General features: G+C 60.0%; 26 protein-coding genes. 13 read left to right on the plus strand and 13 right to left on the minus strand.

From position 1 onward, the window contains the following. The first annotated feature begins 283 nt into the window (after positions 1-283). The 4 genes from NLM25_RS32755 (at position 284) to NLM25_RS32770 (ending at position 3,263) form a co-directional block, all read left to right on the plus strand. Positions 284-1,318 (plus strand): Cj0069 family protein, encoded by a 1,035-nt coding sequence (locus tag NLM25_RS32755; protein WP_254139784.1) that lies wholly within the window; start codon positions 284-286, stop codon positions 1,316-1,318. A 3-nt stretch (positions 1,319-1,321) separates the two neighbouring features. Continuing rightward, the gene (locus NLM25_RS32760; RefSeq protein ID WP_254121824.1) at positions 1,322-1,918 is read left to right on the plus strand and encodes an ATP-binding cassette domain-containing protein; all 597 of its coding nucleotides are present in this window, start codon (positions 1,322-1,324) and stop codon (positions 1,916-1,918) included. Beyond that, entirely contained in the window at positions 1,915-2,721 is an 807-nt protein-coding gene (fetB, locus tag NLM25_RS32765) for an ABC transporter permease (RefSeq protein ID WP_254121825.1), read from the plus strand. Before NLM25_RS32760 ends, fetB begins: the two co-directional genes overlap by 4 nt. Positions 2,722-2,840: 119 nt before the next feature. Next, entirely contained in the window at positions 2,841-3,263 is a 423-nt protein-coding gene (locus tag NLM25_RS32770; protein WP_254121826.1) for a hypothetical protein, read from the plus strand. Here NLM25_RS32770 and NLM25_RS32775 read toward each other — a convergent pair. Together NLM25_RS32775 and NLM25_RS32785 are read right to left on the minus strand one after the other, a co-directional pair. Next, positions 3,232-3,708 carry a hypothetical protein gene (locus NLM25_RS32775; protein ID WP_254139785.1) on the minus strand — a complete coding sequence of 159 codons (477 nt, stop codon included), beginning with the start codon at positions 3,706-3,708 and terminating at the stop codon, positions 3,232-3,234. The two genes, NLM25_RS32770 and NLM25_RS32775, sit on opposite strands and share 32 nt — an antisense overlap. A gap of 349 nt (positions 3,709-4,057) precedes the next feature. Next, positions 4,058-4,876 (minus strand): BA14K family protein, encoded by an 819-nt coding sequence (locus NLM25_RS32785; protein ID WP_254121828.1) that lies wholly within the window; start codon positions 4,874-4,876, stop codon positions 4,058-4,060. Between the two features lie 803 nt (positions 4,877-5,679). Between NLM25_RS32785 and NLM25_RS32790 the strand changes: the two genes are divergently transcribed. Beyond that, positions 5,680-5,844: a hypothetical protein gene (locus NLM25_RS32790; RefSeq protein WP_254121829.1), complete on the plus strand. Its 165-nt coding sequence runs from the start codon at positions 5,680-5,682 to the stop codon at positions 5,842-5,844. A 546-nt stretch (positions 5,845-6,390) separates the two neighbouring features. Here NLM25_RS32790 and NLM25_RS32795 read toward each other — a convergent pair. Continuing rightward, entirely contained in the window at positions 6,391-7,185 is a 795-nt protein-coding gene (locus tag NLM25_RS32795; RefSeq protein WP_254121830.1) for a class I SAM-dependent methyltransferase, read from the minus strand. 1,210 nt (positions 7,186-8,395) lie between these two features. On the opposite strand from NLM25_RS32795, the gene NLM25_RS32800 reads away from it, so the two are divergent. Together NLM25_RS32800 and NLM25_RS32805 are read left to right on the plus strand one after the other, a co-directional pair. After that, positions 8,396-9,370, plus strand: coding sequence for an AraC family transcriptional regulator (locus NLM25_RS32800; RefSeq protein WP_254139786.1), 975 nt, complete (start codon positions 8,396-8,398; stop codon positions 9,368-9,370). Between the two features lie 952 nt (positions 9,371-10,322). Then, positions 10,323-10,649 (plus strand): hypothetical protein, encoded by a 327-nt coding sequence (locus NLM25_RS32805; RefSeq protein ID WP_254121832.1) that lies wholly within the window; start codon positions 10,323-10,325, stop codon positions 10,647-10,649. 92 nt (positions 10,650-10,741) lie between these two features. Here NLM25_RS32805 and NLM25_RS32810 read toward each other — a convergent pair whose 3' ends face one another. Next, complete coding sequence (locus NLM25_RS32810; RefSeq protein ID WP_254121833.1) at positions 10,742-11,374, minus strand: tyrosine-type recombinase/integrase; 633 nt, start codon at positions 11,372-11,374, stop codon at positions 10,742-10,744. A gap of 466 nt (positions 11,375-11,840) precedes the next feature. Between NLM25_RS32810 and NLM25_RS32815 the strand changes: the two genes are divergently transcribed. Continuing rightward, entirely contained in the window at positions 11,841-12,026 is a 186-nt protein-coding gene (locus tag NLM25_RS32815) for a hypothetical protein (RefSeq protein WP_254121834.1), read from the plus strand. 209 nt (positions 12,027-12,235) lie between these two features. On the opposite strand, the gene NLM25_RS32820 is transcribed toward NLM25_RS32815, so the two are convergent. The 6 genes from NLM25_RS32820 to NLM25_RS32845 form a co-directional block, all read right to left on the minus strand. Further along, on the minus strand, positions 12,236-12,526 hold the full coding sequence (locus NLM25_RS32820) for a hypothetical protein (RefSeq protein ID WP_254121835.1): 291 nt from the start codon (positions 12,524-12,526) through the stop codon (positions 12,236-12,238). Positions 12,527-12,550: 24 nt separating this feature from the next. After that, complete coding sequence (locus tag NLM25_RS32825; RefSeq protein ID WP_254139787.1) at positions 12,551-13,108, minus strand: hypothetical protein; 558 nt, start codon at positions 13,106-13,108, stop codon at positions 12,551-12,553. Positions 13,109-13,483: 375 nt separating this feature from the next. Continuing rightward, complete coding sequence (locus NLM25_RS32830) at positions 13,484-13,879, minus strand: response regulator (protein WP_254121837.1); 396 nt, start codon at positions 13,877-13,879, stop codon at positions 13,484-13,486. A gap of 29 nt (positions 13,880-13,908) precedes the next feature. Then, a complete protein-coding gene (locus tag NLM25_RS32835) occupies positions 13,909-14,274 on the minus strand; it encodes a response regulator transcription factor (RefSeq protein ID WP_254121838.1) in 366 nt (121 codons plus the stop codon). A gap of 103 nt (positions 14,275-14,377) precedes the next feature. Continuing rightward, on the minus strand, positions 14,378-14,686 hold the full coding sequence (locus NLM25_RS32840) for a hypothetical protein (protein WP_254121839.1): 309 nt from the start codon (positions 14,684-14,686) through the stop codon (positions 14,378-14,380). Between the two features lie 201 nt (positions 14,687-14,887). Next, a complete protein-coding gene (locus NLM25_RS32845; RefSeq protein WP_254137936.1) occupies positions 14,888-15,115 on the minus strand; it encodes a hypothetical protein in 228 nt (75 codons plus the stop codon). A 429-nt stretch (positions 15,116-15,544) separates the two neighbouring features. Between NLM25_RS32845 and NLM25_RS32850 the strand changes: the two genes are divergently transcribed. The 4 genes from NLM25_RS32850 (at position 15,545) to NLM25_RS32865 (ending at position 18,750) form a co-directional block, all read left to right on the plus strand. After that, on the plus strand, positions 15,545-15,826 hold the full coding sequence (locus NLM25_RS32850; RefSeq protein ID WP_254137937.1) for a hypothetical protein: 282 nt from the start codon (positions 15,545-15,547) through the stop codon (positions 15,824-15,826). A 382-nt stretch (positions 15,827-16,208) separates the two neighbouring features. After that, on the plus strand, positions 16,209-16,535 hold the full coding sequence (locus tag NLM25_RS32855; protein ID WP_254121842.1) for a low affinity iron permease family protein: 327 nt from the start codon (positions 16,209-16,211) through the stop codon (positions 16,533-16,535). A 116-nt stretch (positions 16,536-16,651) separates the two neighbouring features. Continuing rightward, a complete protein-coding gene (locus tag NLM25_RS32860) occupies positions 16,652-17,923 on the plus strand; it encodes a DUF892 family protein (protein ID WP_254121843.1) in 1,272 nt (423 codons plus the stop codon). Positions 17,924-18,027: 104 nt separating this feature from the next. Beyond that, positions 18,028-18,750, plus strand: coding sequence for a DUF72 domain-containing protein (locus NLM25_RS32865; RefSeq protein WP_254121844.1), 723 nt, complete (start codon positions 18,028-18,030; stop codon positions 18,748-18,750). Positions 18,751-18,780: 30 nt separating this feature from the next. Here NLM25_RS32865 and NLM25_RS32870 read toward each other — a convergent pair whose 3' ends face one another. Continuing rightward, a complete protein-coding gene (locus NLM25_RS32870) occupies positions 18,781-19,563 on the minus strand; it encodes an SDR family oxidoreductase (protein WP_254124534.1) in 783 nt (260 codons plus the stop codon). Between the two features lie 396 nt (positions 19,564-19,959). On the opposite strand from NLM25_RS32870, the gene NLM25_RS32875 reads away from it, so the two are divergent. Beyond that, the gene (locus tag NLM25_RS32875; RefSeq protein ID WP_254121845.1) at positions 19,960-20,940 is read left to right on the plus strand and encodes a DUF305 domain-containing protein; all 981 of its coding nucleotides are present in this window, start codon (positions 19,960-19,962) and stop codon (positions 20,938-20,940) included. A 35-nt stretch (positions 20,941-20,975) separates the two neighbouring features. On the opposite strand, the gene NLM25_RS32880 is transcribed toward NLM25_RS32875, so the two are convergent. After that, positions 20,976-21,143 (minus strand): DUF2934 domain-containing protein, encoded by a 168-nt coding sequence (locus NLM25_RS32880; protein WP_254121846.1) that lies wholly within the window; start codon positions 21,141-21,143, stop codon positions 20,976-20,978. 44 nt (positions 21,144-21,187) lie between these two features. Beyond that, a complete protein-coding gene (locus NLM25_RS32885) occupies positions 21,188-22,237 on the minus strand; it encodes an ATP-dependent DNA ligase (RefSeq protein WP_254124536.1) in 1,050 nt (349 codons plus the stop codon). Positions 22,238-22,265 lie beyond the last annotated feature (28 nt).

Consider the following 22,265-nt stretch of genomic DNA (forward strand, 5'->3'; position numbering starts at 1 on the left):
TTCTGACGAGAAGGGAGAAACCTGTGAGCAAACCCAGATCGCTCGCGGTCTTGTCAACTTTGGCACTAGCTCTCGCATTCGCCGGAACCTGTGCACAAGCCGTATCTTTCATGCCCCCACGATTCGAGGGGGGCGACAAGCGTTGCTGAGCCATCAAGGTTCGTCCGCTACGATCTTGAAAGGTCCGGAGGAGTTCACTTAGACTGCCTGTGCGGGATCAAGCAGACTCCCGGTGAGACCTCGGTCCAAGTTCTGCGCAGCACGCAACACGTGGAGCTTGCGCATGGATACCGAACGACAACCCTCTCCTCGACGTACCGTCGCCATCCTCTCGCGAGGAGATGCCGTCGCACGCCGAGATGCCACCTCGAAAGACGGCCGCTTCGTCGACGTATTCGAAGCGCTCGCCGCCGTCGGCGTGGAAGGGCACCCCGCGATCTACGACGAAAGCTTCGCCGACGCCGTCCGCGAACAACTGCTCGCAGTAGACGGCGTGCTCGTTTGGGTTAACCCGCTTCAAGACGGTCGAAACCGCGCCGATCTCGACGCTCTGCTGCGCGACGTCGCCGCGCAGGGCGTGTGGGTGAGCGCTCATCCGGACGTCATCCTCAAGATCGGCACAAAGGAGGTCTTCTATCGCACCCGCTCGATGGGCTGGGGAAGCGACACGGCGCTATATCAGACCGCTGCGGCCATGCGCGCCGAGTTGCCGGCGAGGCTCGCCGCCGGCCCGCGGGTGATCAAACGCAACCGGGGCAACGGCGGCCAGGGCGTCTGGAAGGTCGAGAAGCTGCCGACCTCCTCCATGATAAAGGTGCTGGATGCAACCAAGGATACGCCCGAGGACCTGACGCTGGATGATTTTGTCCGTCGCTGCGCGGAGTATTTCGAGAACGGGAGCGTGATCGACCAGGCGTTCCAACATCGCCTGACCGAGGGCGTAGTGCGCTGCTACATGGCAGGCGATCGTTGCGCCGGTTTCGGCCATCACAAGGTCAAAGCCCTGGTCGACTCGCCGACCGCACGTTCCGAAGCCGGGTCGCGGGTCTACACGTCGAACGCAGATCCCCGCTTCCAGCGGCTGCGTCGGTTGATGGAGGACGAGTGGACGCCGCAGTTAACCTCGCTGCTGGACATCGCGCGAGGCGACCTGCCCGCGCTCTGGGATGCCGACTTCATGCTCGGCCCCGTCCAGGCCGATGGGAGCGACAGCTACGTGCTCGGCGAGATCAATGTCAGCTCGGTGCATCCCTACCCTGACGAGGCGCCGGCGGAGATCGCTCGGCGGGTTGCCGATCGGCTGCAGCTTAAGCTCTGACGCATGCTGACGGTCAGCGGGCTCAGGCGCCTTCACATCTCAGTGTCATTCGACCTGCCGGACGGCGAATGCGTCGCCCTGCAGGGGCCTTCCGGAATCGGAAAGACCTTGCTGCTCCGCTCCATCGCGGATCTCGATCCCAACGAAGGAACGGTCAAGCTGGACGGAACGCCCAGGGAGGCGATGCCCGCCCCCGCCTGGCGAAAACAAGTGACCTATCTCGCAGCCGAGCCTGGCTGGTGGTCCGACACCGTGCAGGAACACTTTACGGCCTGGGATGATGCCCTGGCGCTGGTCAAACGTTTGGGACTGCCGGACGACTGCGGACCTTGGTCGATCCAAAGACTTTCGACCGGCGAGCGACAGCGATTGGGGCTAGTGCGGGCGCTCATGCTGCGATCGCGGGTGCTTCTGCTGGACGAGCCAACCTCGGCGCTCGACTCTGCATCCGCTGCGGCCGTGGAATCCTTGATCGCCGAACGCATTTCGAATGGAACCAGCGTCATCTGGAGCACCCACGATGACGCTCAAGCCCGCCGCGTCGGGTCAAGGATATTTGCGATGGGCCCCGATGGTGGCATCGAGGATAATCAGCCGTGACCTACATCCAGCTTTCGTACGGCGATCTGGCCCTCCCCGCTCTCATTGTCGTGATGGACGGCGTTCTCTCGCTTGTTCTCCGCCTCAAGCTTGAAAAACAACTGGCCATCGCGACAGTGCGGATGGTGGTTCAGCTCGTCCTTGTTGGATACGTGCTGACGTTCTTGTTTGCCGCGGTATCGCCGCTTTGGACCGCGCTCGCCGCTTTCATCATGGTTCTCTTCGCCTCGCGGGAGATCGTCGCGCGGCAGAAGCGGCGCCTGCTTAGCATTTGGAGCTACGGCTTGGGCGGCGGATGCACGCTGCTCGCCGCCGGTACCGTTACCATGTTCGCGCTCTTAGCGGAGATACGCCCGGATCCCTGGTATCATCCGCGCTATGCGCTGCCCTTGCTGGGCATGATCCTGGGCAACACCATGACCGGCATAAGCTTGGGCTTGGACGTGCTGACGAACAGCCTGGTGCGCGAACGAGCCGCCATAGAAGCTTGTCTTGCGCTCGGCGGCACCCGCCACCAAGCCCTGCTGCCAATCATACGGGACGCGTTGAGAAGCGGCTTCATGCCGATCATGAACAGCATGGCGGCGATCGGCCTTGTTTCCCTGCCGGGAATGATGACCGGCCAGATTCTCGCGGGCGTCGAGCCGGTCGATGCAGTAAAATATCAACTGCTGATCATGTTTCTGATTGCCGGCGGGACCGGGCTGGGAACGCTGGCCGCCGTCCTGGGCGGGGCACGCCTACTGACCGATCATCGGCATCGGCTACGACTCGATCGAATATCTACCGATGGGTCAGGTTGAGTGCTGCTCTGTGCCTCGCGTGATGGGAGTTCGGGTTCTGTGGCGCCTGCGGTGCCGCGGCATTGCCCGAGTTCCGGATGCGCTCTCGTCGCTTGAAAAACCAGCAAAAACCTTCTTAAATGGTGCGCGTGTTGCGCGGTCGTCTCCAACGCTTTCGTCAATTCGCCAGAACAATCATGTTCCTGGCGATATCGGCGTTTCTGCTTCAGGGCACCTCGATTTCCGTCTCTCAAGTGGAAGCTGTCTTCGGCGCCATGCCTGAGCCGGCCGTGTCCTTGAGCGGTTCCGTGCATTTTCACGATCAGCTCGCGGGCCATGTCCACTCGCATGGCGGCGACAATTCGGAAGGCCATGTTCACGACGGGGCTGCCCACGATGACGATGGTGGTCCGAGCCTGAGCTGGAACCTGTTCGGCACCTCCATCGCGTCGCCTGCGCTGCCAACTATGCTCAGCCCGTTCGAGTTGCTTGGTCTTGTCGAATTGGCTGCCGTGCAGCCGATCAACGGCGTCAAGCCCGAAGGTCTGATCCGACCACTGTGATCTTCTTGAACCACGTGTCGATCTCAGAAACCTCCGGCAGCCTCCGGACTTTCATAAGCTGCTCAATGTTTCCTCTATGGAGAAAGTCGCCGCACTCTCCGTACAATCGTTGAAGCTCGCGCTTGGTTAGGTGCGGTTCATCGACAGGGATTACCTCCACTACCTTGCCAGTTTGATCGTGCACTTGCCTTCCCGGAATCGGATGAAAGTCCGGGTGAAGGTGTTCCAGTGCCTTCATGATTTGGTCGGCATTGTAGGCTTTCGTCAGTCTTTTGCTCGTCGTTTCCGGCACATCACCGTGCGCGGTCAGGCAGGCCAACGCGATCAATTCGCAGACCATCCTGAGCTGCAAATAGGCAAGTTCAAGACTAACTATCGGTGGCACTGATATGCGCCGCCGCACTACTGCGCGCACCACTTCACCTCTATTTTTGATCTCCTCCATCAGATCGCAGTAGAACCTGAAACGACGTGATGACGGGCTTGAGGTTGTCAAGACATCCCAATCACGATGCCGCCGCGCGGTCCTCTTTGTCGGCCCCGCGCGTTGCGATCTTGAGCGCGTCATCTGCCAGTTGCCGTTGCAGCGCCTTCGCATCATCCCACGGCGCCCGCATCCAGACATCTCGCTGCTAGTCCGTCGTCAGGACCGCGGCATGGCCTTCGGATGGATCGACAAGACGACACGTTCGGTGACGTCGTCAGGGAGCCGCAGCAGCCGAGTGAGGGCGACTGCATCTCGCTGCCCATAGCGGCAGGTCAGCTAGACTTGTTGCCGAAACACCGCCCCGCACTTATGGGCAGGAACGCCGCCGTCCGTCATAGCCGATGTAAGTTCCGGATGCCGGATCGTAGGTCTGAAAGTGCTGGCAGCCGTAGCCCCCGCGCGGTTTGTGTTCAACGCGAGCTGGTTCGCCTGGTTTAATTGCCGATTTGCTGTTCTCCGTGCCCACGTCCGGTTGACCTGCGGTCTGGGCGGGGTTCACGAAGGCGGCGTAGCTGTTTGCCCAGGCGGGCAAGGAGACACCGGGCCTCTCTTCCACAACGGCAGGTTTCTGTTCCATGGAGCGCCGCGCGTCCGCCAGTTCGGTTGCAAGCGCTTCGGCCCTGTCGCGCTCCTGCTGCAGAGACTGCCACAGTACCGCCGTCGCGCTGTCGACCGCTTGGCTGAACTGGTGCGCCTCGCCGTTGGGCATCGACAGCAGTTTCCCGACGTACCGCCATGCCTTCACAAGTTCTTTTTCGAGCGCCTCAGCCCTCGCGTGCTCTTGCTGCAGAGACTGCCGCAGTTGCGCTGTCGCGCTGTCGACCGCCTGCTTGAGCTGCGCCGCCTCGTCGTCCTTCGACAATGGCGTCTGTTGCGCCATGACCGGCGGGACGATCGTGATGAACTTAGATAACTCCTGCTGAGCGGCGTAGCGCGCCACATAGGCGACGACGTCGGCATTGAGACAGAACCCGATGAGTGCCGCCGTGACGAGGGTTCGGGCGATCCCGGAAATTGGAAATCCCCGCCGCGCGTGTGACGCCTCGAGGATGACGACGTTTGGTGCGGTCTTAATCGTATGGCGCATGTAGACCACCGCCGGGTTATCAGGCCATTGCTTCTTCACTTTGCCGGAAGCCTAATCCCACCCGTTGTGCGCCTCAAGTTTGGTGTTACTCCTCGGTGATAGTTCCGGCTGCAGCACGCGGCGATGCGCCGCCCCAAGTGAGAGAGGCAAGCCGCTACCGATTGCGGTGGACAACGTGCCGGACACAAAGGAGGCCCCCGCGTTAATGCGCTCGCATCGAGGTCGATGATAGGAATCTTGGTCTTCAAGGTACTTTGGGGACCGGACCTTCCGCGGGGTACGCGCGACCGCAGGACTTCAGCATATTTGGCATTTTTGTTTTCGACTTTCCTTTGCTGAATTCCGCTTTTAGCTTCCTGGCCGCCTTTGAGGACTGCTCCGGCTAACATCGAGGTTGTTAGCCAGAGACCCTCGCTCACATCACCTTTGTGAGCGGCAGTCCACTGGGCGGCTTGTTGTGCCCCAACAAATCAACGCCAGTGGCGTTGAGCGAGCGCGAGCGCATAGGGGATCTGGTAAAGGTTCACGCGACATGCGGCGCACTGATCTGACCGAGGCGACGATGCAGGGCCGGGCGCGGCTTGACGCAGCGCAGCGCCAGAAGTTTTTTGAGGCGTTCCTGACCGGCGGCACTGCGGCTGGATCAGCTCGCCCTGCGCGCTTGGCTTCGACGTCGGCTCAAGAGCCCGCCGCTCGCTGCTCCGATCGATCCAGCCTGCTTGATAGGTTTGCAAGGGTTCCTTCACCTTGATCCAGGGATACATCCGAATGATCTATAGCCAGAGATCGCTTCGCGCCGAAGAGTGAGACCGCCGCTGCTGGGGGCCAAATGGAGATGTCCGATGGGTGTGGCAGGCTGGCGCTTTGCGCATATGAAGAGAACTCTCCGCTTCCGGGTGGTCTTTATCAGCGTGCTGGCAGAGTTGCCCTTTATCTGCCCGGCGGCGGTCGCACTCGGCTCGCTGATCATGATCGGCATCACGCTCTATAACGATTGGTCGCAGTGAGCGGCAACAGTGGGCTTACCATGGCGGCTTCCCCGGCCCGGCCGATCCCGAATCGCCACGGTCACCGCATCGATACTCAGGCGTCGTTTCTGATGTAGGTCAGCATCGGCGGCTTGAGCCTCAGCGGCTGCAATCGAGGTGCTGTGCCAATGCCGACGCACTGACGCTCGCGGTCCTTTTGGATCGAGGTCGAGGGACCGGTTTGGCGAGGGACGCGACGGTCGCGGTCATCGGCGTCATTCCTGTTGCGTCGCGGTCGGATACTCCAATTGCAGCGTCAGCGCGAAGGCGGTCTAGGATTTGCGGCTGGCCAACACGGGCCCCGAAGCGCCGCGTTGCTGACCTCGGTAAGGCACCTGTTTGCGCATCGCAATCGCCCTTGGCAGGATCATCTGATATGGGCGCTCGCAAAAGGTGTGAAGCAAACGACGAATGAGACGGGCGGGCGAGACGACGGCCAAGGTCCCTAGCATCCGTCAACGAGGAAGCTCATCGAATGCGGATGCGTTGCGCAGGATGGCTGATGGGCACGCAGTGCCGGGTGCGTTATTTTCGAGTTCCAATCGTACAGAGATAGTCGCGCGGCATGGCTAACCCGACCGGCGAGCGGTGCTTCTCATGCATTTCGATGAAGTCTCGCTGAAGTGCCGTGCGCCTTTCAGGGTCGAGCGACGCGGCCAGCGTTTTTGTCGGACCATAGCCAGTCACAAATATGTCCCATACCGTTTGGCCGCTCGGCATGCGGAGTACCGTGGTGCCAGGTTCAAAGGCCAGATCGAATGTATCGCCAAGCAATTCCCGAACGCGGCCTTCCCGGCCCCACGCGAATGGCGAAGGAGGAGGATTGTCAGGCGGTGGCGGCATGTATGGCCGCATTGTCTGGAATATTTCTTCAACCGCGCTGCCAGGCAGCCAAGTGACCAGCCCCAGTCGCCCGCCCTTGCGCGTGACACGTGCCAACTCGGCAGCCGCAGCCTCGGGGCGCGAGACAAACATGACACCGAACGTCGAAGTCACACAGTCAAAGCTTTGATCCGGAAATTCCAGCGCTTCGGCATCGCCGAGCTTGAAGTCGATCTCCGGTGCAATCAGTTTCGCCGCCTCGATAACGCCTTCGCCAATATCGATACCAGTCACCTTTGCGCCTCGATTAGATAACCGCCGCGCAGTCCAGCCCGTGCCTGTCGCAACGTCAAGGATGCGCTCTCCCGGTTGCGGCCAGATTCGATTCACGACGTGATCAATGGCGTCTGCTATGCTTTGGCTCACGGTATCGTAGGACGCGCCGCCGGACCCCCAGGTCGCGGCGGGTTTGAGGTTATGAGCAAGAATTTGCGCCATGAAATTTACTCCTCGATCTCGATGGAATAATCAGCTCAGTCGCTTGAGCCCGGCGTGATGAGAACATTGGCACGCAAGACGAGCCTCAACCACAGTTTACAAATCGGTTGCGGCACAATGTCTCAGTTCAACGTAGACCGCCTAGCGCGATGATATGAGCGCACGCCCGAAACAGATGCATGTCCTCTGCAACTGCAACTACGGATTTTCTCGCGCCAGATATTCTCAATAGGTTCGGTCGCACGGTCCCCGCGCTTTTCGTCGCCCTCCATAGGACCTCGACCATCCTGTCGTGTCCGTGCGATGCACGACGTGGAAGCTGCGAGGACATCAGTTTTGACGCATCCGGGCTAAATTGGGTCGGGATCGCTGCTACATAGTTGGTGACTGCTGCGCTATAAAGGGACGATCCGCTACGTGCGGCGAACTCCCATTCACATACCCTTGCATGCGAAATTTAGCTGCGCACGCGCGCGTCATTGGTTGTGAGGGTTCAAATCATGACGAAGCACTTTTGGAGGCGCATCATGACTGATGTGCTCGTAGTCCTAGTATCTGTAGTGATGATCACGATTGCAGTGACATTTTTGGGCGATCCCATTCGGGCCCGCATCGCTGCTTCTATCCCAACCCCATTCGATCTTGCGATGGTCAAGACACTCGCAACCGCTGAACCGAGCAAACCGAGCCTTCCGCGCGCGCAACCGAGTTGCCGGCTTCGTTCGGCTCCTCTGCAATGGAACGTAGACTGGCTTTTCCGTCCGCACGCAGCTCGCGGATGATGTGGGCTTGCTAAAGAAGCAAGCCGTCTCGGTTGGCGGCCTTCAGGCACGGCGTTTTCTTCACCTTTTGAGGAGTGACGCAAGTCGTATCGGCTGTGGATTACACATGCGCATCCTGAAAGTTGCACACGCAAATTCTTCGTGCCGTTGCGGCATTTCGCGCATCATAGCAACCTCGATGCGAACCGTGTCAGCATCGAAAGCCTGACGGGAAATTCCTCATCATTTTCTTGAGAGCTTACCTCCATCTGTAATCCACCTCACACCTGCACCGGAGCTGCGGTGCGTTATAATCTGGTGAGACGAGTTGGCGTCTTCGAGTAATTTACAGATTTCGTTCGGGCAGCTCAGTCGTTCTTGCGTGGTTGGCGCCGAAACGGGAGGCCAGCATGCCAACGTCATCTCCCCTTGTGCGGTGGTCGACTGAGATGCTGCCGGAGCGCTTACGGTTCTCCACGTTCCGTGAAGAGTTTGCGCGGCTGAACCTCGCCTTGGACGTGATAGATCACAGCGGCGGCCGCCCGCGTATCGACGTCACTTACTTGCCGCTCGGCACGGTTGGCGTTTGTAGCATTAGCACCAGGCCGGTCGAGTTTATCCGTCACAAATACCACCTCAAGGATAGCCGTGAGCAATTCGGACTGAACATCGTCGAGGCTGGACCGGTCCAATTTGCAAACGTCGGCGAGGAGCATGTCTACAATGCCGGCTCCGCTTGTTTGGTTGACCGGGGAAGGCCGCTGCGAGTATTTGGGTCGCGCGGCGCCAGGGTCAGATTCGTGACCGTGCAGGCTGCCGCCCTTAGGTCTCTGGTCGCGCAGCCGGAAGATCTATCAGGTCGGCCGGTGCATCCTGGACCGGCGCTTCGGCTGCTTCACCTCTACCTGCGGTCGCTCGCATCATTCAAAGAAACATCGTCATCAAAACTCGCCTCCACCGTCGGCGCACATCTACTCGATCTCGTAGCCGCGACGCTCGGACCGACCGCCGAAGCTGCAAACATCGTTGCGGAGCGTGGTGTGAAGGCAGCCAAGCTACAGGCGATCCTGGCGGAGGTCGCGAAGCGCTCCAGCGATCCCAATTTCGATCTGCACCATGTCGCTGGAGCAGTCGGTATGTCGCGGCGATACGTGCAAAAATTGCTCGAGGGGACTGGAAAGTCGTTCACCGAGCACCTTGCAGGATGCCGGCTTGAGCGTGCCTTCGCGATGCTGACTGACCCGCACAATCTGCATTTGGCCATCATCGATATCGCGTTTGCAGTCGGCTTTGGTGACGTTTCTCATTTCAATCGCTCGTTCCGCCGGCGCTTCGGCGAGACGCCATCAGGCGTGCGCGCCGCATCGATCGTGCGGCAGAAGTCATCCTGCGTCCCATCACAATGCGCGGGCGACGGCCGCTGAGAACGCGGACAGCTCGACCTCACGGACGGCAAACGCGCACACCTGGCGCTGAAGGCGTCAGGGCGAGGCTGTAGGAAAGCCCTGCACAGCGCCAGGAGCGCGGGGCTACCAGCGTGCTCACGGCCTACTGCAGCGGCGCTGATCGGCTGCAAGGGGCCGAGCAGACCATGCAGGGGTTCCTTCACCTTGACCCAGGGATACATCCGAATGGGCTATAGCCGGAGATCGCTTCTCGCTGAAGAGTGAGACCGCCGCTGCTGGGGGCCAAACGGAGATGTCAGATGGGTGTGGCAGGCTGGCGCTTCGCGCATACGAAGAAAACCTCCGCGCCTGGGCGGTCGTTATCTGCGTGCTGGAGGAGTTGCCGTTTGTCTGCCCCGTGGTGGTCGCAATCGGCTCCCTGATCATGATCGGCATCACGCTCTGTAAGGATTGGCCGCAGTGAGGGACCTTACCGCCAAGGCGCTTATGACAGCAGGTAGACATCGATCATCAGATGCTTCTCGTATTCGGTCAGCGCCACGCTGCCGGGCGCGGCAGCTCCTCTGTGTGCGATACGGTACGAAATTTAGATGAGATTGCGAAAATGCTAATACGTTTAGGGCGGGCCGTCGCGCGGTCCCCGCGCATGCAGCAAACTCAGAAGGACCCGGACAACTTGCGGGCGGACCGCCATCCTTGGGCCTTCCGCCGCTCATGTCTGCTGGTGCAGTAAGAGCGGACTTCGATTTGGACCGCGTGGAAGTCCGAAAGTGACCCAAAGCGGACCTTTGCGCCGGTGGTTCTCGGCAGCTATGATGCCAGCCCATGAAGTCAGCATCTGACATAGCAACGAGGCCTGTGGTCGATGAGACTAGTGTGCGTGTTCCTGTTGCTTGCATCGATGCAGTCCGTCGCCGCGCAGCAGCAAAGCTCGAAAATAACTTTACGCTGCACTGGAACGAGTAGGTTGGTGGGTAAGCCCGGAGCAGAGTTGGAATTTACGCCCCTCTCCAATCTAAGCATCATTGTGAGCGACGTCGATCAAACAGTGTCGTTCCAGGACAAGATCGTACCGATCACGAAGATTACTCCCTTGCTTGTCGGGTTCAGCAGCCAACACGCGAATGGGAGGCCGACCATCTCTGGCCGGATCGATCGGCTGACCAAGAGCGTCGAAATCGATTGGACGTACGAAAACGTCGGCGAGAACACCCATTGGGAGCTTGAGTGCCGTCCTGAAGGTCCCTTTCGTGATTGGGGGGTGAGCAGCTTTACCTGGGGAGTCGGTTCATCCTGACCGGGCACCATTGGGCCGACGTGCCACTTTCCGCTTCTGGCCCGAAGCCGGCTGCGAGGGCAAAGCAGAGCCCGTCTGCTCTGCCCCCTAAATCAGACGTCGACTTGTTCCGCTATCGCGAGGGCGTCATCGACCTCGATGCCGAGATACCGGACGGTACTCTCGATCTTGGTGTGCCCCAATAGGAGCTGCACGGCTCGCAGGTTGCCGGTTCGGCGGTAGATCAAGGTCGCTTTGGTGCGGCGAAGAGAATGCGTCCCGAACAGGTGCGGATCCAATCCGATGTCAGCGATCCAGTGAGATAGGAGCCGGGCGTACTGGCGGGTTGTCATGTGTCCAGCCTGCCGTCGACCAGTGAACAGGTATGCGCCCGACTTCTTACCGGTTGCCCGGAGGTAGTCATCGATCGCCTGGCGGGTGGATTCCGTCAGTTCAAATTTGACTGGCCGGCCGGTCTTCTTCTGTCGGACGCTCGCGCGGTCGGCAGCATACCCACCCGGGGCAACGTCATCGACTTTCAGTGCTACAACGTCGCAGCCGCGCAGCTTACTGTCGATGGCAACGTTGAACAGCGCCAGATCACGCATCCGGCCTTCCACCTGGAGCTTGGTGCGGATTGACCAGACATGTTTTGGCCGGAGCGGCGGCTTCGCGCCGGCGATCTTTCCCTTATTCCAGGGAGTGCGCTTCGAGACGGCGTAGGTTACGTTCAGAACATCGGTCATGTTGACCTCCTCAACTTGTGAGGCTGGTCATTTTCAGCTCGGAGCCCTTCCGACCCCTCTTCCGCTTTCAGACGATTGGAGACGTACCGCGTCCACTTCGAGCGATGGGAGGGGCGATATTGACCCATAGCTGACTTATGGCGGTCCCCGTTTCCCAAATTACCCGCTTTTGGCACAATCTGCACAGGCGCTCGGTCCTAAGCTCCGTTAAATGGTGGGCATGGGTAGGGAGTTATTAGTGAGTGCGGCTGTTGTTGCGGCGGGTGTTTTCACCGTAGCTGCCATCTTCGTATTGGTCTTCGGTCATTGATCGAAATCAAATTGAGCGTTGCAATCAGGTGCAAACCTTTGGACGACAGATCCGAGCGGCCAGTGCACGTGACCGTGAATTGTTCACGCGATGCTTAGGTGCTCGCCGGTCTCGACTTGCCATTGAGGCAGCCTCTAGCCGAGAGGACGGTGCCACATGACAGTTCGCGAACTTGTAGACGCGCTTCGAGCGCTGCCCGATCAAAATGCGACGGTGGTTATTGGCGAGGGCAATAGGCCTGACGTGTGGTTGCTCGTGTCAGGCTTAGTATTGCGCCGGATTTTCCAACTGGACGATGACTTCGCAATGCCTGGAAACGATGCGGCGGTTGAGATCGTGTAATCGAACGGACGTTTGGTTGATTTTCGTTTTCATCGTCTTTTTGCGTCGGTACCTCTCGCCATGCAGATGGCTCGGCAGCGAGGACGGTCACGCCGAGCTTGGCCCTTCTCAGACATGCCGAGCACGTTGGGTGACCGGGTGGCATAACGGCAGAGATACCAGGCCGACTGCGACTTCGCCTTTTGACCCAAAGCGGTCACCGCGTTGATCTAGGAGCCGTCTTTCTCCGATGCGACTGCAGTGCGCACGGCATCACCCAAGTCTATACTCAAGCGTGCTCTTGCTTCGAGTGGGTCCTGAGCTTGCGCAACGAACGGCAACATCGGCAGAACGATGGTCAGCACGCGCACGATGGCTCCCTGCTCTAATTCCTGCGCCTCATCGTGCGGGCGGTCCGGGGTCGCGGCCATCTTCTTCATTCGCTCCCAGATACCGGGAGTGTGGTCCTCCAACGTCGCAATCACTTCCCGCGTCTGCTCGTCGGTAAAGAACGTGTCCATGAAAATATTCCGGTGTGGTCGCGCTCACGCTCTGGGATCGAAAGCATCCGGGTCTGACAGACCCTTGAAGCCGTATAGAATGCGCATAACGGGCTCGGCATCCGTCCAAATATATCCTTCGTTCGCTTTCTCAACATAGCCAAGCGGCACAAGGGCATTAAGAACTTGAGTCATTCGTCCGTTTCGCCCGAATGGCACGTATATGGCGCTGGAAAAGTCGTGATAGTCTTTTCCATAACTATCAAAGAAGTCGATGAAGGCTTCCAGCAATTCAGGCAAGCTTGGGCCGCCATTTTGGGAATTGCGTTCGGCCACTTGAGCGGCCTCTTCTGTGCTGCACTCAAACGCAAAAGCACTCGCCCATCCCTTGGGTCCTGGATTAAGTGGTCTGAGAATGCCGAGCGGCCACAGAACAAGCGCAAGCGATGTGAACGTGTCATTATGAGCGAAGATCGGACGCGGAGCGTTGGGAAATTGGGACGCCAAAGCGTCAGCGTTTAAATCGCCCTCGGCAAGCTGGTAAGCTCTCTCGGCGAGAGCTTGCGCGAGTTTGCCATAGGCATGCAGCTCCATTTCGTTCATGGGACCTTCAACGGCGCTGACAGCTTGGCTCACTTTTCATCGCTCTACCCCAGCCAGTATTGAGGGATAGCTCGGCAGATGTTTCGAACTTTAACGATTTACGCCGCTTCCGGTTCTGGCCCTTTTGCGACATGCCGTCGAACACTGCGAATGTCCGCTCGTCAGGTTATACCGGAAGTAACTGTCGGACAGCCAAAACGACGAGAATGACCCGAAGCGGAAGCTTCGAGCGTCGTGTCTCTCATTCGGGTTTGAATGCGCCTTTGACCGGATAGCCAACGTTCACAGCAATTTTCCAAGCATCATAAATCCTATTCAGCAGGTATGTACCCCCAGACCTGTTTAGTTCGGCAAGCGATGTCGAGCGGTGACGGCTTACGATCCTTCGTCGCCGATGTCTCGAATTTTTTCATGCTGTGCATCGGATAGAACAGCGTCAATAGTTCGCTTGAGCGCTTCCTGCGAGCAAGGCTTGTTCAGGACAGGCATTCCTTGAAAGCCATCAGGCACACCTTTCGTGCCGTAACCACTCACGAATACCAGTGGAAGGCCGCGTCCTGTCACGGCCTCGGCGACGGGCCTCACATTGAACCCATGCAAATTGATGTCGAGGATCGCGCAATCATAGTCCTCAATCTCCGCAAGGGATCGGCCTAAATCGACACTCCCGGCTTCGGCAATGACGGTATGCCCAAGCTGCTCAACCATATCTACGAGCATCATCCGAATGAGGGCTTCATCTTCAACGAGGAGTATCGATGCATGCTTCATCCGATGCTTCCGGTGCCGGTAAGAAGCGACTAACTTTGATTGAGTAGCTGCGAGGCCGCTGCCACAAGCTGCGCCGAGGCGAATGGCTTCGTCAGCGTGATGCCGTTCGGAACGCCTTGCACGGCCCATTGGTCGGCCGCCATTCCCGACATGTAAATCACCGGGAACGCGGCATCCACCTCGCGGGCCGCTCGCGCTACTTCCCAACCATTGAACCTTCCGAGTAGATTGATGTCAGTGACAAGGCTCCGATACGCAACAAGCCCGCCTTTGAGTAGAGTCACTCCCTTCCTGGCGATGGCGGTCTCAAAGCCTCCCTCACTCAGCGCATCCTCGACAATCCCTTGGATGGCGTCGTCGTCCTCGACGACAAGGATTAATGGCACTTCCGGCAAGGTCGCCCCCAACTTACATTTTCGCTGAACGTTACAAAGTGCACAGAAGCAGAAGGTTCCCGAGAACTGGGAATAATCGGCAGCATGGGCACTCCTCACTGGACTAAGCGGGAGGCTCTGACGCTTTTTTGGCGTTGTTCTTTTGTCGGAGGAACGTGACCGCCAGCTCATCGCCGTTCACTCTGTCGAGCAGGCACCGGCGATAGGCAAGGCCGGTCGAAGAGAGGACAAGAAAGAACTCCGTTAAGGCCAGTCCTTCGATTGATCCTTCAACCTGAAGGATCCCGCCGGCTTCCGAGACTTCCTTGACGCGGCATGAGCGACGCCAAGTCCCATCGATGGCCATTATCTGCGCGGGCAAATGGTGCTCAAACGTGACCTTGCGGCCTGCTTGTTCTTTTTCTTTGGGCATGGGCGAGTCGAGCCAGTAGATCGTATCCCTTCTATCGAGGATGACTAAGAGGACGCAACCAGTTCCGGGAAAACTTGGCAATTATCAGCGCGGCGGCGGCACCCGCGCGGAACTTATCTCGGTGGTTGTAGCCAGCTGAACGAAGCCATAGTCTCAAGAAGTTCCGCAGGCCGGAGCGGGCGAAGGGCTGGCAGGTTCGTGTCAACCGCTCGCCATGGGACCTACCTGACGTGAAGGCTTGTTTGGTGGCGGCAGGCCTATTTCTTCCGCCCGCAACGCAGCGAGCTTCCGGTAGGCTGTCGCTAAGCCCTCAAGGCACGCCCTGAGGTCGCCATCAATCTCGTTGGCGGCTAGCCGCTCGAATGCAACGGCCGTCTCGATGTCGTAGTGCATCAGCGCATCAATCATCGGCTCGATCTTCGCTTGCATGGGTGTCATTCCTCCGGCTGCTTGAGGCTGTTCGCAGTTGCCCAGCGAGCCTCAGCCTGAGCAACAATCTCGGCGCTGCTGGCGAGGGTGGAGTAGCTACGCTCTAGGGTTGCGAGCGAATGTTTGGCTCGCCCTTCATTTGCAGCCAACTTTGCGGCCCTACAACGCTCAGCCAACTCGCGGTATTCTTGCGCTTTTCTCATGACAACCAAGCCATCGGCGCTCTGGACGTTCCTACGCTGCGCGACAGTAGCGGGGTTTCACCGGAGGCAGAAAGTCCGCTGTCCGATAGGAACGGCAAAGAACATGACCCGTTGCCGGACATCGATGACGATCATTGCTCTCCTCCGCATTGACTAACCCGGTCAGCAACGCTGGCCGGGTGCTTGTCAGTGGCAAGAACGGGCACGAACGTAGGCAGAAAAAACAATGAAGTGGATGTTGGTGGTCTTGGTAGGCGGCGTCGCGCCCGTCAACACCGATCTGGTGTTCGATAAGTTCACCGACTGTCTCGCCGCCGAGGAGCAAATGCGACAGCACTATGCGGATGCGTTCGATGCGTGGGATCGTCAGGCGGCGGCAAGGATCGACCGGCGCAAGGACTACAAGAAGGCCCGCGACATTGAGGCCAAACGACTGCTGAGTAACGTGGGGACCTGTGTCCCGCATGGAGGCGGTGATCAGCAGCCCGGCACGGCTCCGCAGCGGTAGCCCCCTGTTACATCGTCGCAGCATCCCGCAACGTCACCGCCTCAGCCAGCACCTCAGCCGACGCCGCCGACCTAACGGCAGCGGTGTCAGCTTCTGGCCCATAGCCGAAGGTCTCGGCAGCCGTCGGCGCGTCCGTTGTTGGGGGTAGAGCGGAAGTCGCGAAGATCGGCCATGACCGTACCGCAGTGAGCTTCTCTCCGCTGCAGCTGGACGGCGATGACGACCCGCCCCGCTGCGGCGGGGTGCCCATGCGCTTGCGGCGGCCTCGGGCCGCCGCTTTTCAGAGGCGGCCCCGATCCTGATCCGAGCGGTCAGAGACGGCCGGCGGAATCTCCAACTGTCCCTCGGCGGGAACTCCGTCCCTCACTCGACGTTTGCGGGAATGCCCCCTGCCCACGCCAAAGGTTGGCTGACGGAACTCGGTGTCGCGATGTCGCGTCCGGCCGCGTTCGTGGTCTATCTGATCTATTGTGTTTGCTGGCTCACCCTTGGAAACGGCCTGGAGTGGCATTCGATGGCAACGCTTGCCACGTGGGGAATGACGCTCCTCATTCAGCGAGCCGAGCACCGCGATACCCAAGCCATTCACGCAAAGCTCGACGAACTCCTGAAGGTCCACGGCGGAGCCGACAATTCGTTGATGAGCATCGACGACAAGGACGCAGAGGAAGTCGAGAAAGACCGCACGCAGGTGCAGGAAGCGAAGTAGCAAGAGCGAGCGTCGCCACCTAGACAACCTGATGGCACTGACATCTGAATTAGGAACAAAGGTCGACAGCCACCGGTTCGAGAACTGAACTTTCTCGTACCCTGAGGGCAACCGGAATGTACCATCACGTCAAGAAACTCATGTTCACCGTCCGTGTCGACGAGCCGGATCCGCGGTTCGGCAACATGCTTCTCGAGCAGTTCGGCGGCGCCAACGGCGAGCTCGCCGCTGCCATGCAGTATTCCATCCAAGGCATCAATTGCGAAGATCCGGACCGCAAGGACCTCCTAATGGACATCGGCACCGAGGAGCTCAGCCATCTCGAAGTCGTTGGAACGCTTGCGCGCATGCATCTCAAACCGATGAAATTCGATCGCGAGGCGGCCGAAGCAGACCCGCTGATCGCGATCGCCGGCGGCGGGGGCGTAAATCTGTTCAACTCGCAAGGAAACGCCTGGACCGCCGACTACCTCAAGATTACGGGCGAACTCGATGTCGATCTGCGCAGCAACATCGCCGCCGAAGCCCGGGCAAAGATCGTCTATGAGCGGCTCATCAACTTCACCGACGATTCCGGCACAAAGGATGCGCTGCAATTCCTGATGACCCGCGAGATCACGCACATGAAGGCCTTCTCGCTGGCGCTCGAAAGCATGGCGAAGCCGGCATTCAGCATCGGGCGCATCGCTCCGACACCTGGCCTCGTCGACCAGTTCTTCAATGATTCGACCGGAACGGGCGATCACGGCGAGATCGATACGCGCGGGCCGTGGAACGAAGGGGGCGAGTGGGTCTTCACCGAGTCCCCTGCGATCCAGGCGGGTGAGCCTGGCCCGGCGTCGGCGATCGTGACCGAGAGCTCCCCGCCCGTGGACGAAGCCGGACTCGGTGAGCTCCTGATCGACGAGCTGCGCGACATCCTTCATGCAGAGAAGCAACTAACCAAAGCGCTGCCCAAGATGGCGGAAGCCGCGCGCTTCGATCAGCTTCGCGAGCTGTTTGAGCAGCATCTCGCCGAGACCGAAGCCCAGGTGGAACGCATCAACGAGTGTTTTGAGTTGCTCGGGAAGTCCGCGCGAACCAAGCCGTGCAAGGGTATGATGGGCCTCGTCGAGGAAGGCCAGGAGATCATGGACGAGGGCGAGGAGAAGGAGGATGCCGCCGCCGACCTGGCCTTGATCGGGGCGGCGCAGCGAGTCGAGCATTACGAGATCGCCGGCTACACCACCGCGCGCAACCTCGCCCAGCAACTCCGCCACAGCGCCATCGTCAGCTTGTTGTCGAAATCTCTGGCCGAGGAGGAAAATGCGGACCAACTGTTGAACCAGGTGGCCCGCTCGCTGATGTCGGTCGCAAAAATGCCGGCTACGGTCGAACAGACGGAGTAGACGCTACAGCCTGGCTCGGCAGTGCCAAGCAACGGTTCTGCCGCCCAACTGTTCTCCGTCAGACCGGCGGCGTCATGTCGCCGCGTCCAACGACGGAGAATTCAGTGGCGCGCGTCATGATTGGCACATCCGGCTGGCATTACGATTCCTGGCGAGGGCCATTCTTTCCGGAAAGTTTGCCGCTGAAGGAACAACTTCGCTACTATGCGAGCCAATTCGACACGGCCGAGCTGAACGGCGTCTTCTATCGCACCCCGACGCGCGAAGCGGTGAAAGCCTGGTGCGAGCAGACCGGACCAGAGTTCGTCTTTGCCTGGAAGGCCTCGAAGTTCATTACCCATTGGAAGCGCTTATCAGATCGTTCCGAAAACAGCCTTGAACTCCTGGAGGATCGCATTTCCTGCCTGAGAGGCAAGGAGGGCCCGATCCTGTTCCAACTTCCCCCGCAGTTCGAGGCAAATCCCGACCGGCTTGCCTCGTTCCTCAAGCTGCTGTCGAAGAAACGTCGGTACAGCTTCGAATTTCGCCATCCGAGCTGGTATCAATCCCGCATCCTCCGGATGCTCGCCGATCAAAACATCTCGCTATGTTTGTCGGACCATCACGATGCGCCTGCGCCCTGGAAACGTACGGCGGACTTCGTTTATGTGCGTGGTCACGGCCCGAGTGGACGCTATCACGGTCACTACACGCGACCGGCGCTGACGCAATGGGCAAAGCGTATCAAGTCATGGAAGCGACAAGGTTGCGACGTCTACGTCTATTTCGACAATGATCAAAAGAGCGCCGCCCCGGCCGACGCCCAGAAGCTAAAAGCTCTGCTCTAGCGCGCAAGGATTCAGCACATTCGAGCCATGCTACTGCTTGGCTGTGCCCGGCTCGGCCATCTTGCGGTGTTGCTTGGCCAGTATCTCGTTGGGCATGACATTCGCTATGCTCGACTGCACTTTGTTCTTGAAGCCCGTCACGATGTCAGACTCGCCATTCATCATCGCCGCGAAGCCGGCCTTCGCAACGTCAGCGGCACCATCCTTTTCTTCCGTTCCGACCTTGGTATCCATCATGTCGGCGCGGCGGAAGAACTCGGTCTCGGTGGCGCCAGGCATCAGGCAAGTGACGGTAATGCCGCTGTCACGGAGCTCCTCGCGCAGCGCGAAGGAAAACGAATCCAGGAATGCCTTGCTGCCATTGTAGACGGCTTGGAAGCTGCCCGGCGTGAATCCGGCGATCGAACCCGTAATCAGAATGCGTCCCGACTTGCGCCGAAGCATCTCGTTGGCGGCCCGATGGATCAGGTACAGCGTGCCGGTGATGTTGGTATCTACGACGTTCCGGATCCGACGAAATTCCTGATCGAGGAACGCCTTTCCTAGTCCGACGCCGGCATTGGCGAGCAACGCGTCGATCGGCCTGTCGCCGACCGCAACACAAAGTTTGTCGACACCCTCGGTGGTCGCGAGATCGGTCTCCACAGCCTGCACGCTGACCCCGAGCTTCCGGAGCTCGGCCCCCGCCGTCTCAATCGCCGGCTCGTTCGCGGCGATGAGGAGATCAAAGCCATCCTTGGCGCAGCATTTTGCAAGTTCCAGGCCTATTCCTGTGGAGGCACCAGTGACGACGGCGAATTGCTTGGCGGGCATGGGAGGGTCCTCGATATTGCTCTGACGAAGCTCAATCGTTCCGCCGGTCACCCGTTCCTAACCGACCTGAAGCGACCGATCGGCCAGCTACTGTAGTTCTGTATCGACCATAGCAACCTTCGTTCGGCGCTCGGCTTTGATGTGTTTGTTCAAGTGGAGGGACGAGGATGAAGGCGCTGACCAGGCACGGCAAAAGCGACATCCGCTGCGAGACGGCTCCTGATCCGAAGATCAGGACGGCTGCATCAAGGTGGTGATGAAGCCCTTTGACGCATGACACCTGCGAAATCGCGCTGGCTGGCGGCAACCCAGCTCGGAATCGTCAGCAGCAGTTTTTCAACCTTACTGAGCCAGGTGACGGCAGGCCAGATCGGCCGCGACCCGCTGGTCGACTGGATGACGGTCGCCGCGATCCCGGCGCGCGACGCGGTGCTGTCGTCCGAGCCGGGCGCTGCCGCGGTTGCGATCGGCATCGCCTTTCACCAATGGGCCGACGTCTCCTGGGCGCTGGTGTTCTTCGGCCTGTTCGGCCGCTGGACCGGGCGCCTCCACCCGGCAACTCTCGCCGGCCTCGCCCTGCCCTGGGCCGCCCTGACGTCAGCGACCGAGTGGTTCGTGCTGGTCCCCCTGTTTCCGTTCCGGCAGCCGATATTCACCCTGCAGCAGCCCTATTGGATCGGATTTCTGGTCCATCTCTCCTCCGCCCTGATCTATCCGCTGTTCGCGTGGCTCCGCTGGCCGATCGGCCAGGCGCCGGCGACCAGTGAGGTCCGGTTCGCGCAACGCTGGACGATCGGGGCGTTGTGCGCCCTCGCCTTGTCGACAACGCTCGGACTGGCCGAGGGAATGTCGGATCCGTTGCCGCTCGTGAGCGGCGATCCAGCCGACGACCAGCGCTATATCCGACACATGAGCACGCACCACGAGCAGGGCATCGAGTTGGCACGGCTTGCTGCCGCCCGTGCACAAGCACCGCACTTGCGCGCTCTCGCGGCGTTGATGGTCGCGTCGCAGGTGGGCGAGAACCGCATCTTCGCGCGCTGGTGGGACGGCTGGTCCACCGAGCCGATGCCGGTCTGCTCCAGCGAGGAGCGCGCGGCGATGCCGGGTTATCTTACCGCCGCGCAGATGGAACAGCTGCACGAGGCCACGGACGCCGAGTTCGACGCGATGTTCGTCCGCCTGATGAGCCTGCATCATGCCGGCGCGGTGCGGATGGCCGATGCCGAATTGCATTCATCGGGCGATCCGCAGCTGCGTCTGATGGCTCATGCGATCCGCCATGAACAGCAGGGCGAGATCGCACTGATGCACGGTGTCGGCGGCATCGAGGCGGTACGCCAGGCAACGCGGAACATGCTGGCGAACAAACTTTGACGGAACGGTCAGCGGGTTGTCTCGAGCCGCGCGGGCTACTCCGTGAACGTCTCGGCGGATTCTTCCGAATTTATGGCACTATGGTTCGAGAGCTCGCGCTCGGCATCGTGCCAGAACTCGTCGTCCCGCCCTTCCGGCCTACCCGCCAATTCCCAAAGCTGATGCGCGCGGGTCTTGATCTGGTCGTCCGTCGGCTTTTGCATGTGATTCCTCCCTATATCCTTCGCTCCAACGTAGCTTCCCTGCCTCACGATCCTGCCGCGCACGCACGCTGACGTGACTCGGACTTCGCGACCCTGGCCCGGCCTCGCTTGACCGATGTTTGCCGAAGCTGGTCCATCCGGCATTGCGAGGCTTTCTTGTCCGGGCGCCAGCGCAGGAGCCTCGTGCCATGGCGAAACCGGTCGCCGGACACATGGTCGTAGCAAACCTCGACGACGTTGACGGGGCACACCGGCTGCCACGCCGCGGATCGCTTCGTAGACCACCGGCTCGGCCCGCCCGGCGCCTTGCCAGTAAAGCTGCATTGGCTTGCAATCTTCTCGAATTTTTCGGTCAGGCCTGGCCGGTCTGAGGTCTTGATCGCCGAGGTGAAGCCGACGTGATGCAGAAGGCCGGAATCGTCATATAGACCAAGCAGCAGCGAGCCGATCACCTTGCGGCCACCCTGCTTCTTCTCGCCATAGCGGAAGCCGCCCACCACGCAATCGGCAGAGCGCAGCAGCTTGATCTTCTGCATCCCGTCTCGCGTGCCACAGCAATAGGGAAGGTCGAGCCGCTTTGCGACGACGCCGTCGTGACCGTCTTCCACATGCTGCAGCCATCGCGTCGCCTCGGCGCGGTCGCGGCTTGCCGGCGACAGCGTGAACACGTCCTTGCCGCCAAAATAGCGCCGCGCGAATTTCTCGAGCGCTGGGCGGCGCTTCGAAAGCGGAAGCCCCGCAAAGTCGGCGCTGGCCGACCGCAGCAGGTCGAAAGCGATGAAGCAGGCCGGCGTCTCGACGGCAAGGCGCTTGACCCGGCTGGCGGCGGGATGGATGCGCTGGAGGAGTGCGCCGAAAGAGTAGCCCTCCTCCAGGTGGATGATCAACTCGCCGTCAAGGATGAAGGATTCGGCGGACATGGCCGACGCAGCGGCAGCGACCTCTGGGAAATAGCGCACGAGGTCGCGACCGCCCTTCGACTGCATACGAATTCGTCCGCCATCGCGGCTCAGCAGGCAGCGAAATCCGTCCCATTTCGGCTCGTACTGCCACTCCGCCCCGCGGGGGATCTCAGTGACGGACAGCGCTTCCATCGGCTCCATGAGCAGCACCCCACTTCGA

The sequence above is a fragment of the Bradyrhizobium sp. CCGB01 genome (assembly GCF_024199795.1).
Taxonomy (GTDB): Bacteria; Pseudomonadota; Alphaproteobacteria; order Rhizobiales; family Xanthobacteraceae; genus Bradyrhizobium.

Excerpts from the sequence above, each read along its gene's own strand:
- NLM25_RS32755 (WP_254139784.1), top strand. The coding sequence starts at position 284 with ATGGATACCGAACGACAACCCTCTCCTCGACGTACCGTCGCCATCCTC.
- NLM25_RS32760 (WP_254121824.1), top strand. The coding sequence starts at position 1,322 with ATGCTGACGGTCAGCGGGCTCAGGCGCCTTCACATCTCAGTGTCATTC.
- NLM25_RS32770 (WP_254121826.1), top strand. The coding sequence starts at position 2,841 with ATGGTGCGCGTGTTGCGCGGTCGTCTCCAACGCTTTCGTCAATTCGCC.
- NLM25_RS32775 (WP_254139785.1), bottom strand. The coding sequence starts at position 3,708 with ATGGAGGAGATCAAAAATAGAGGTGAAGTGGTGCGCGCAGTAGTGCGG.
- NLM25_RS32790 (WP_254121829.1), top strand. The coding sequence starts at position 5,680 with ATGGGTGTGGCAGGCTGGCGCTTTGCGCATATGAAGAGAACTCTCCGC.
- NLM25_RS32795 (WP_254121830.1), bottom strand. The coding sequence starts at position 7,185 with ATGGCGCAAATTCTTGCTCATAACCTCAAACCCGCCGCGACCTGGGGG.
- NLM25_RS32800 (WP_254139786.1), top strand. The coding sequence starts at position 8,396 with ATGCTGCCGGAGCGCTTACGGTTCTCCACGTTCCGTGAAGAGTTTGCG.
- NLM25_RS32810 (WP_254121833.1), bottom strand. The coding sequence starts at position 11,374 with ATGACCGATGTTCTGAACGTAACCTACGCCGTCTCGAAGCGCACTCCC.
- NLM25_RS32815 (WP_254121834.1), top strand. The coding sequence starts at position 11,841 with ATGACAGTTCGCGAACTTGTAGACGCGCTTCGAGCGCTGCCCGATCAA.
- NLM25_RS32820 (WP_254121835.1), bottom strand. The coding sequence starts at position 12,526 with ATGGACACGTTCTTTACCGACGAGCAGACGCGGGAAGTGATTGCGACG.
- NLM25_RS32825 (WP_254139787.1), bottom strand. The coding sequence starts at position 13,108 with ATGAACGAAATGGAGCTGCATGCCTATGGCAAACTCGCGCAAGCTCTC.
- NLM25_RS32830 (WP_254121837.1), bottom strand. The coding sequence starts at position 13,879 with ATGAAGCATGCATCGATACTCCTCGTTGAAGATGAAGCCCTCATTCGG.
- NLM25_RS32840 (WP_254121839.1), bottom strand. The coding sequence starts at position 14,686 with ATGCCCAAAGAAAAAGAACAAGCAGGCCGCAAGGTCACGTTTGAGCAC.
- NLM25_RS32845 (WP_254137936.1), bottom strand. The coding sequence starts at position 15,115 with ATGCAAGCGAAGATCGAGCCGATGATTGATGCGCTGATGCACTACGAC.
- NLM25_RS32850 (WP_254137937.1), top strand. The coding sequence starts at position 15,545 with ATGAAGTGGATGTTGGTGGTCTTGGTAGGCGGCGTCGCGCCCGTCAAC.
- NLM25_RS32855 (WP_254121842.1), top strand. The coding sequence starts at position 16,209 with ATGCCCCCTGCCCACGCCAAAGGTTGGCTGACGGAACTCGGTGTCGCG.
- NLM25_RS32860 (WP_254121843.1), top strand. The coding sequence starts at position 16,652 with ATGTACCATCACGTCAAGAAACTCATGTTCACCGTCCGTGTCGACGAG.
- NLM25_RS32870 (WP_254124534.1), bottom strand. The coding sequence starts at position 19,563 with ATGCCCGCCAAGCAATTCGCCGTCGTCACTGGTGCCTCCACAGGAATA.
- NLM25_RS32875 (WP_254121845.1), top strand. The coding sequence starts at position 19,960 with ATGACGGTCGCCGCGATCCCGGCGCGCGACGCGGTGCTGTCGTCCGAG.
- NLM25_RS32880 (WP_254121846.1), bottom strand. The coding sequence starts at position 21,143 with ATGCAAAAGCCGACGGACGACCAGATCAAGACCCGCGCGCATCAGCTT.
- NLM25_RS32885 (WP_254124536.1), bottom strand. The coding sequence starts at position 22,237 with ATGGAAGCGCTGTCCGTCACTGAGATCCCCCGCGGGGCGGAGTGGCAG.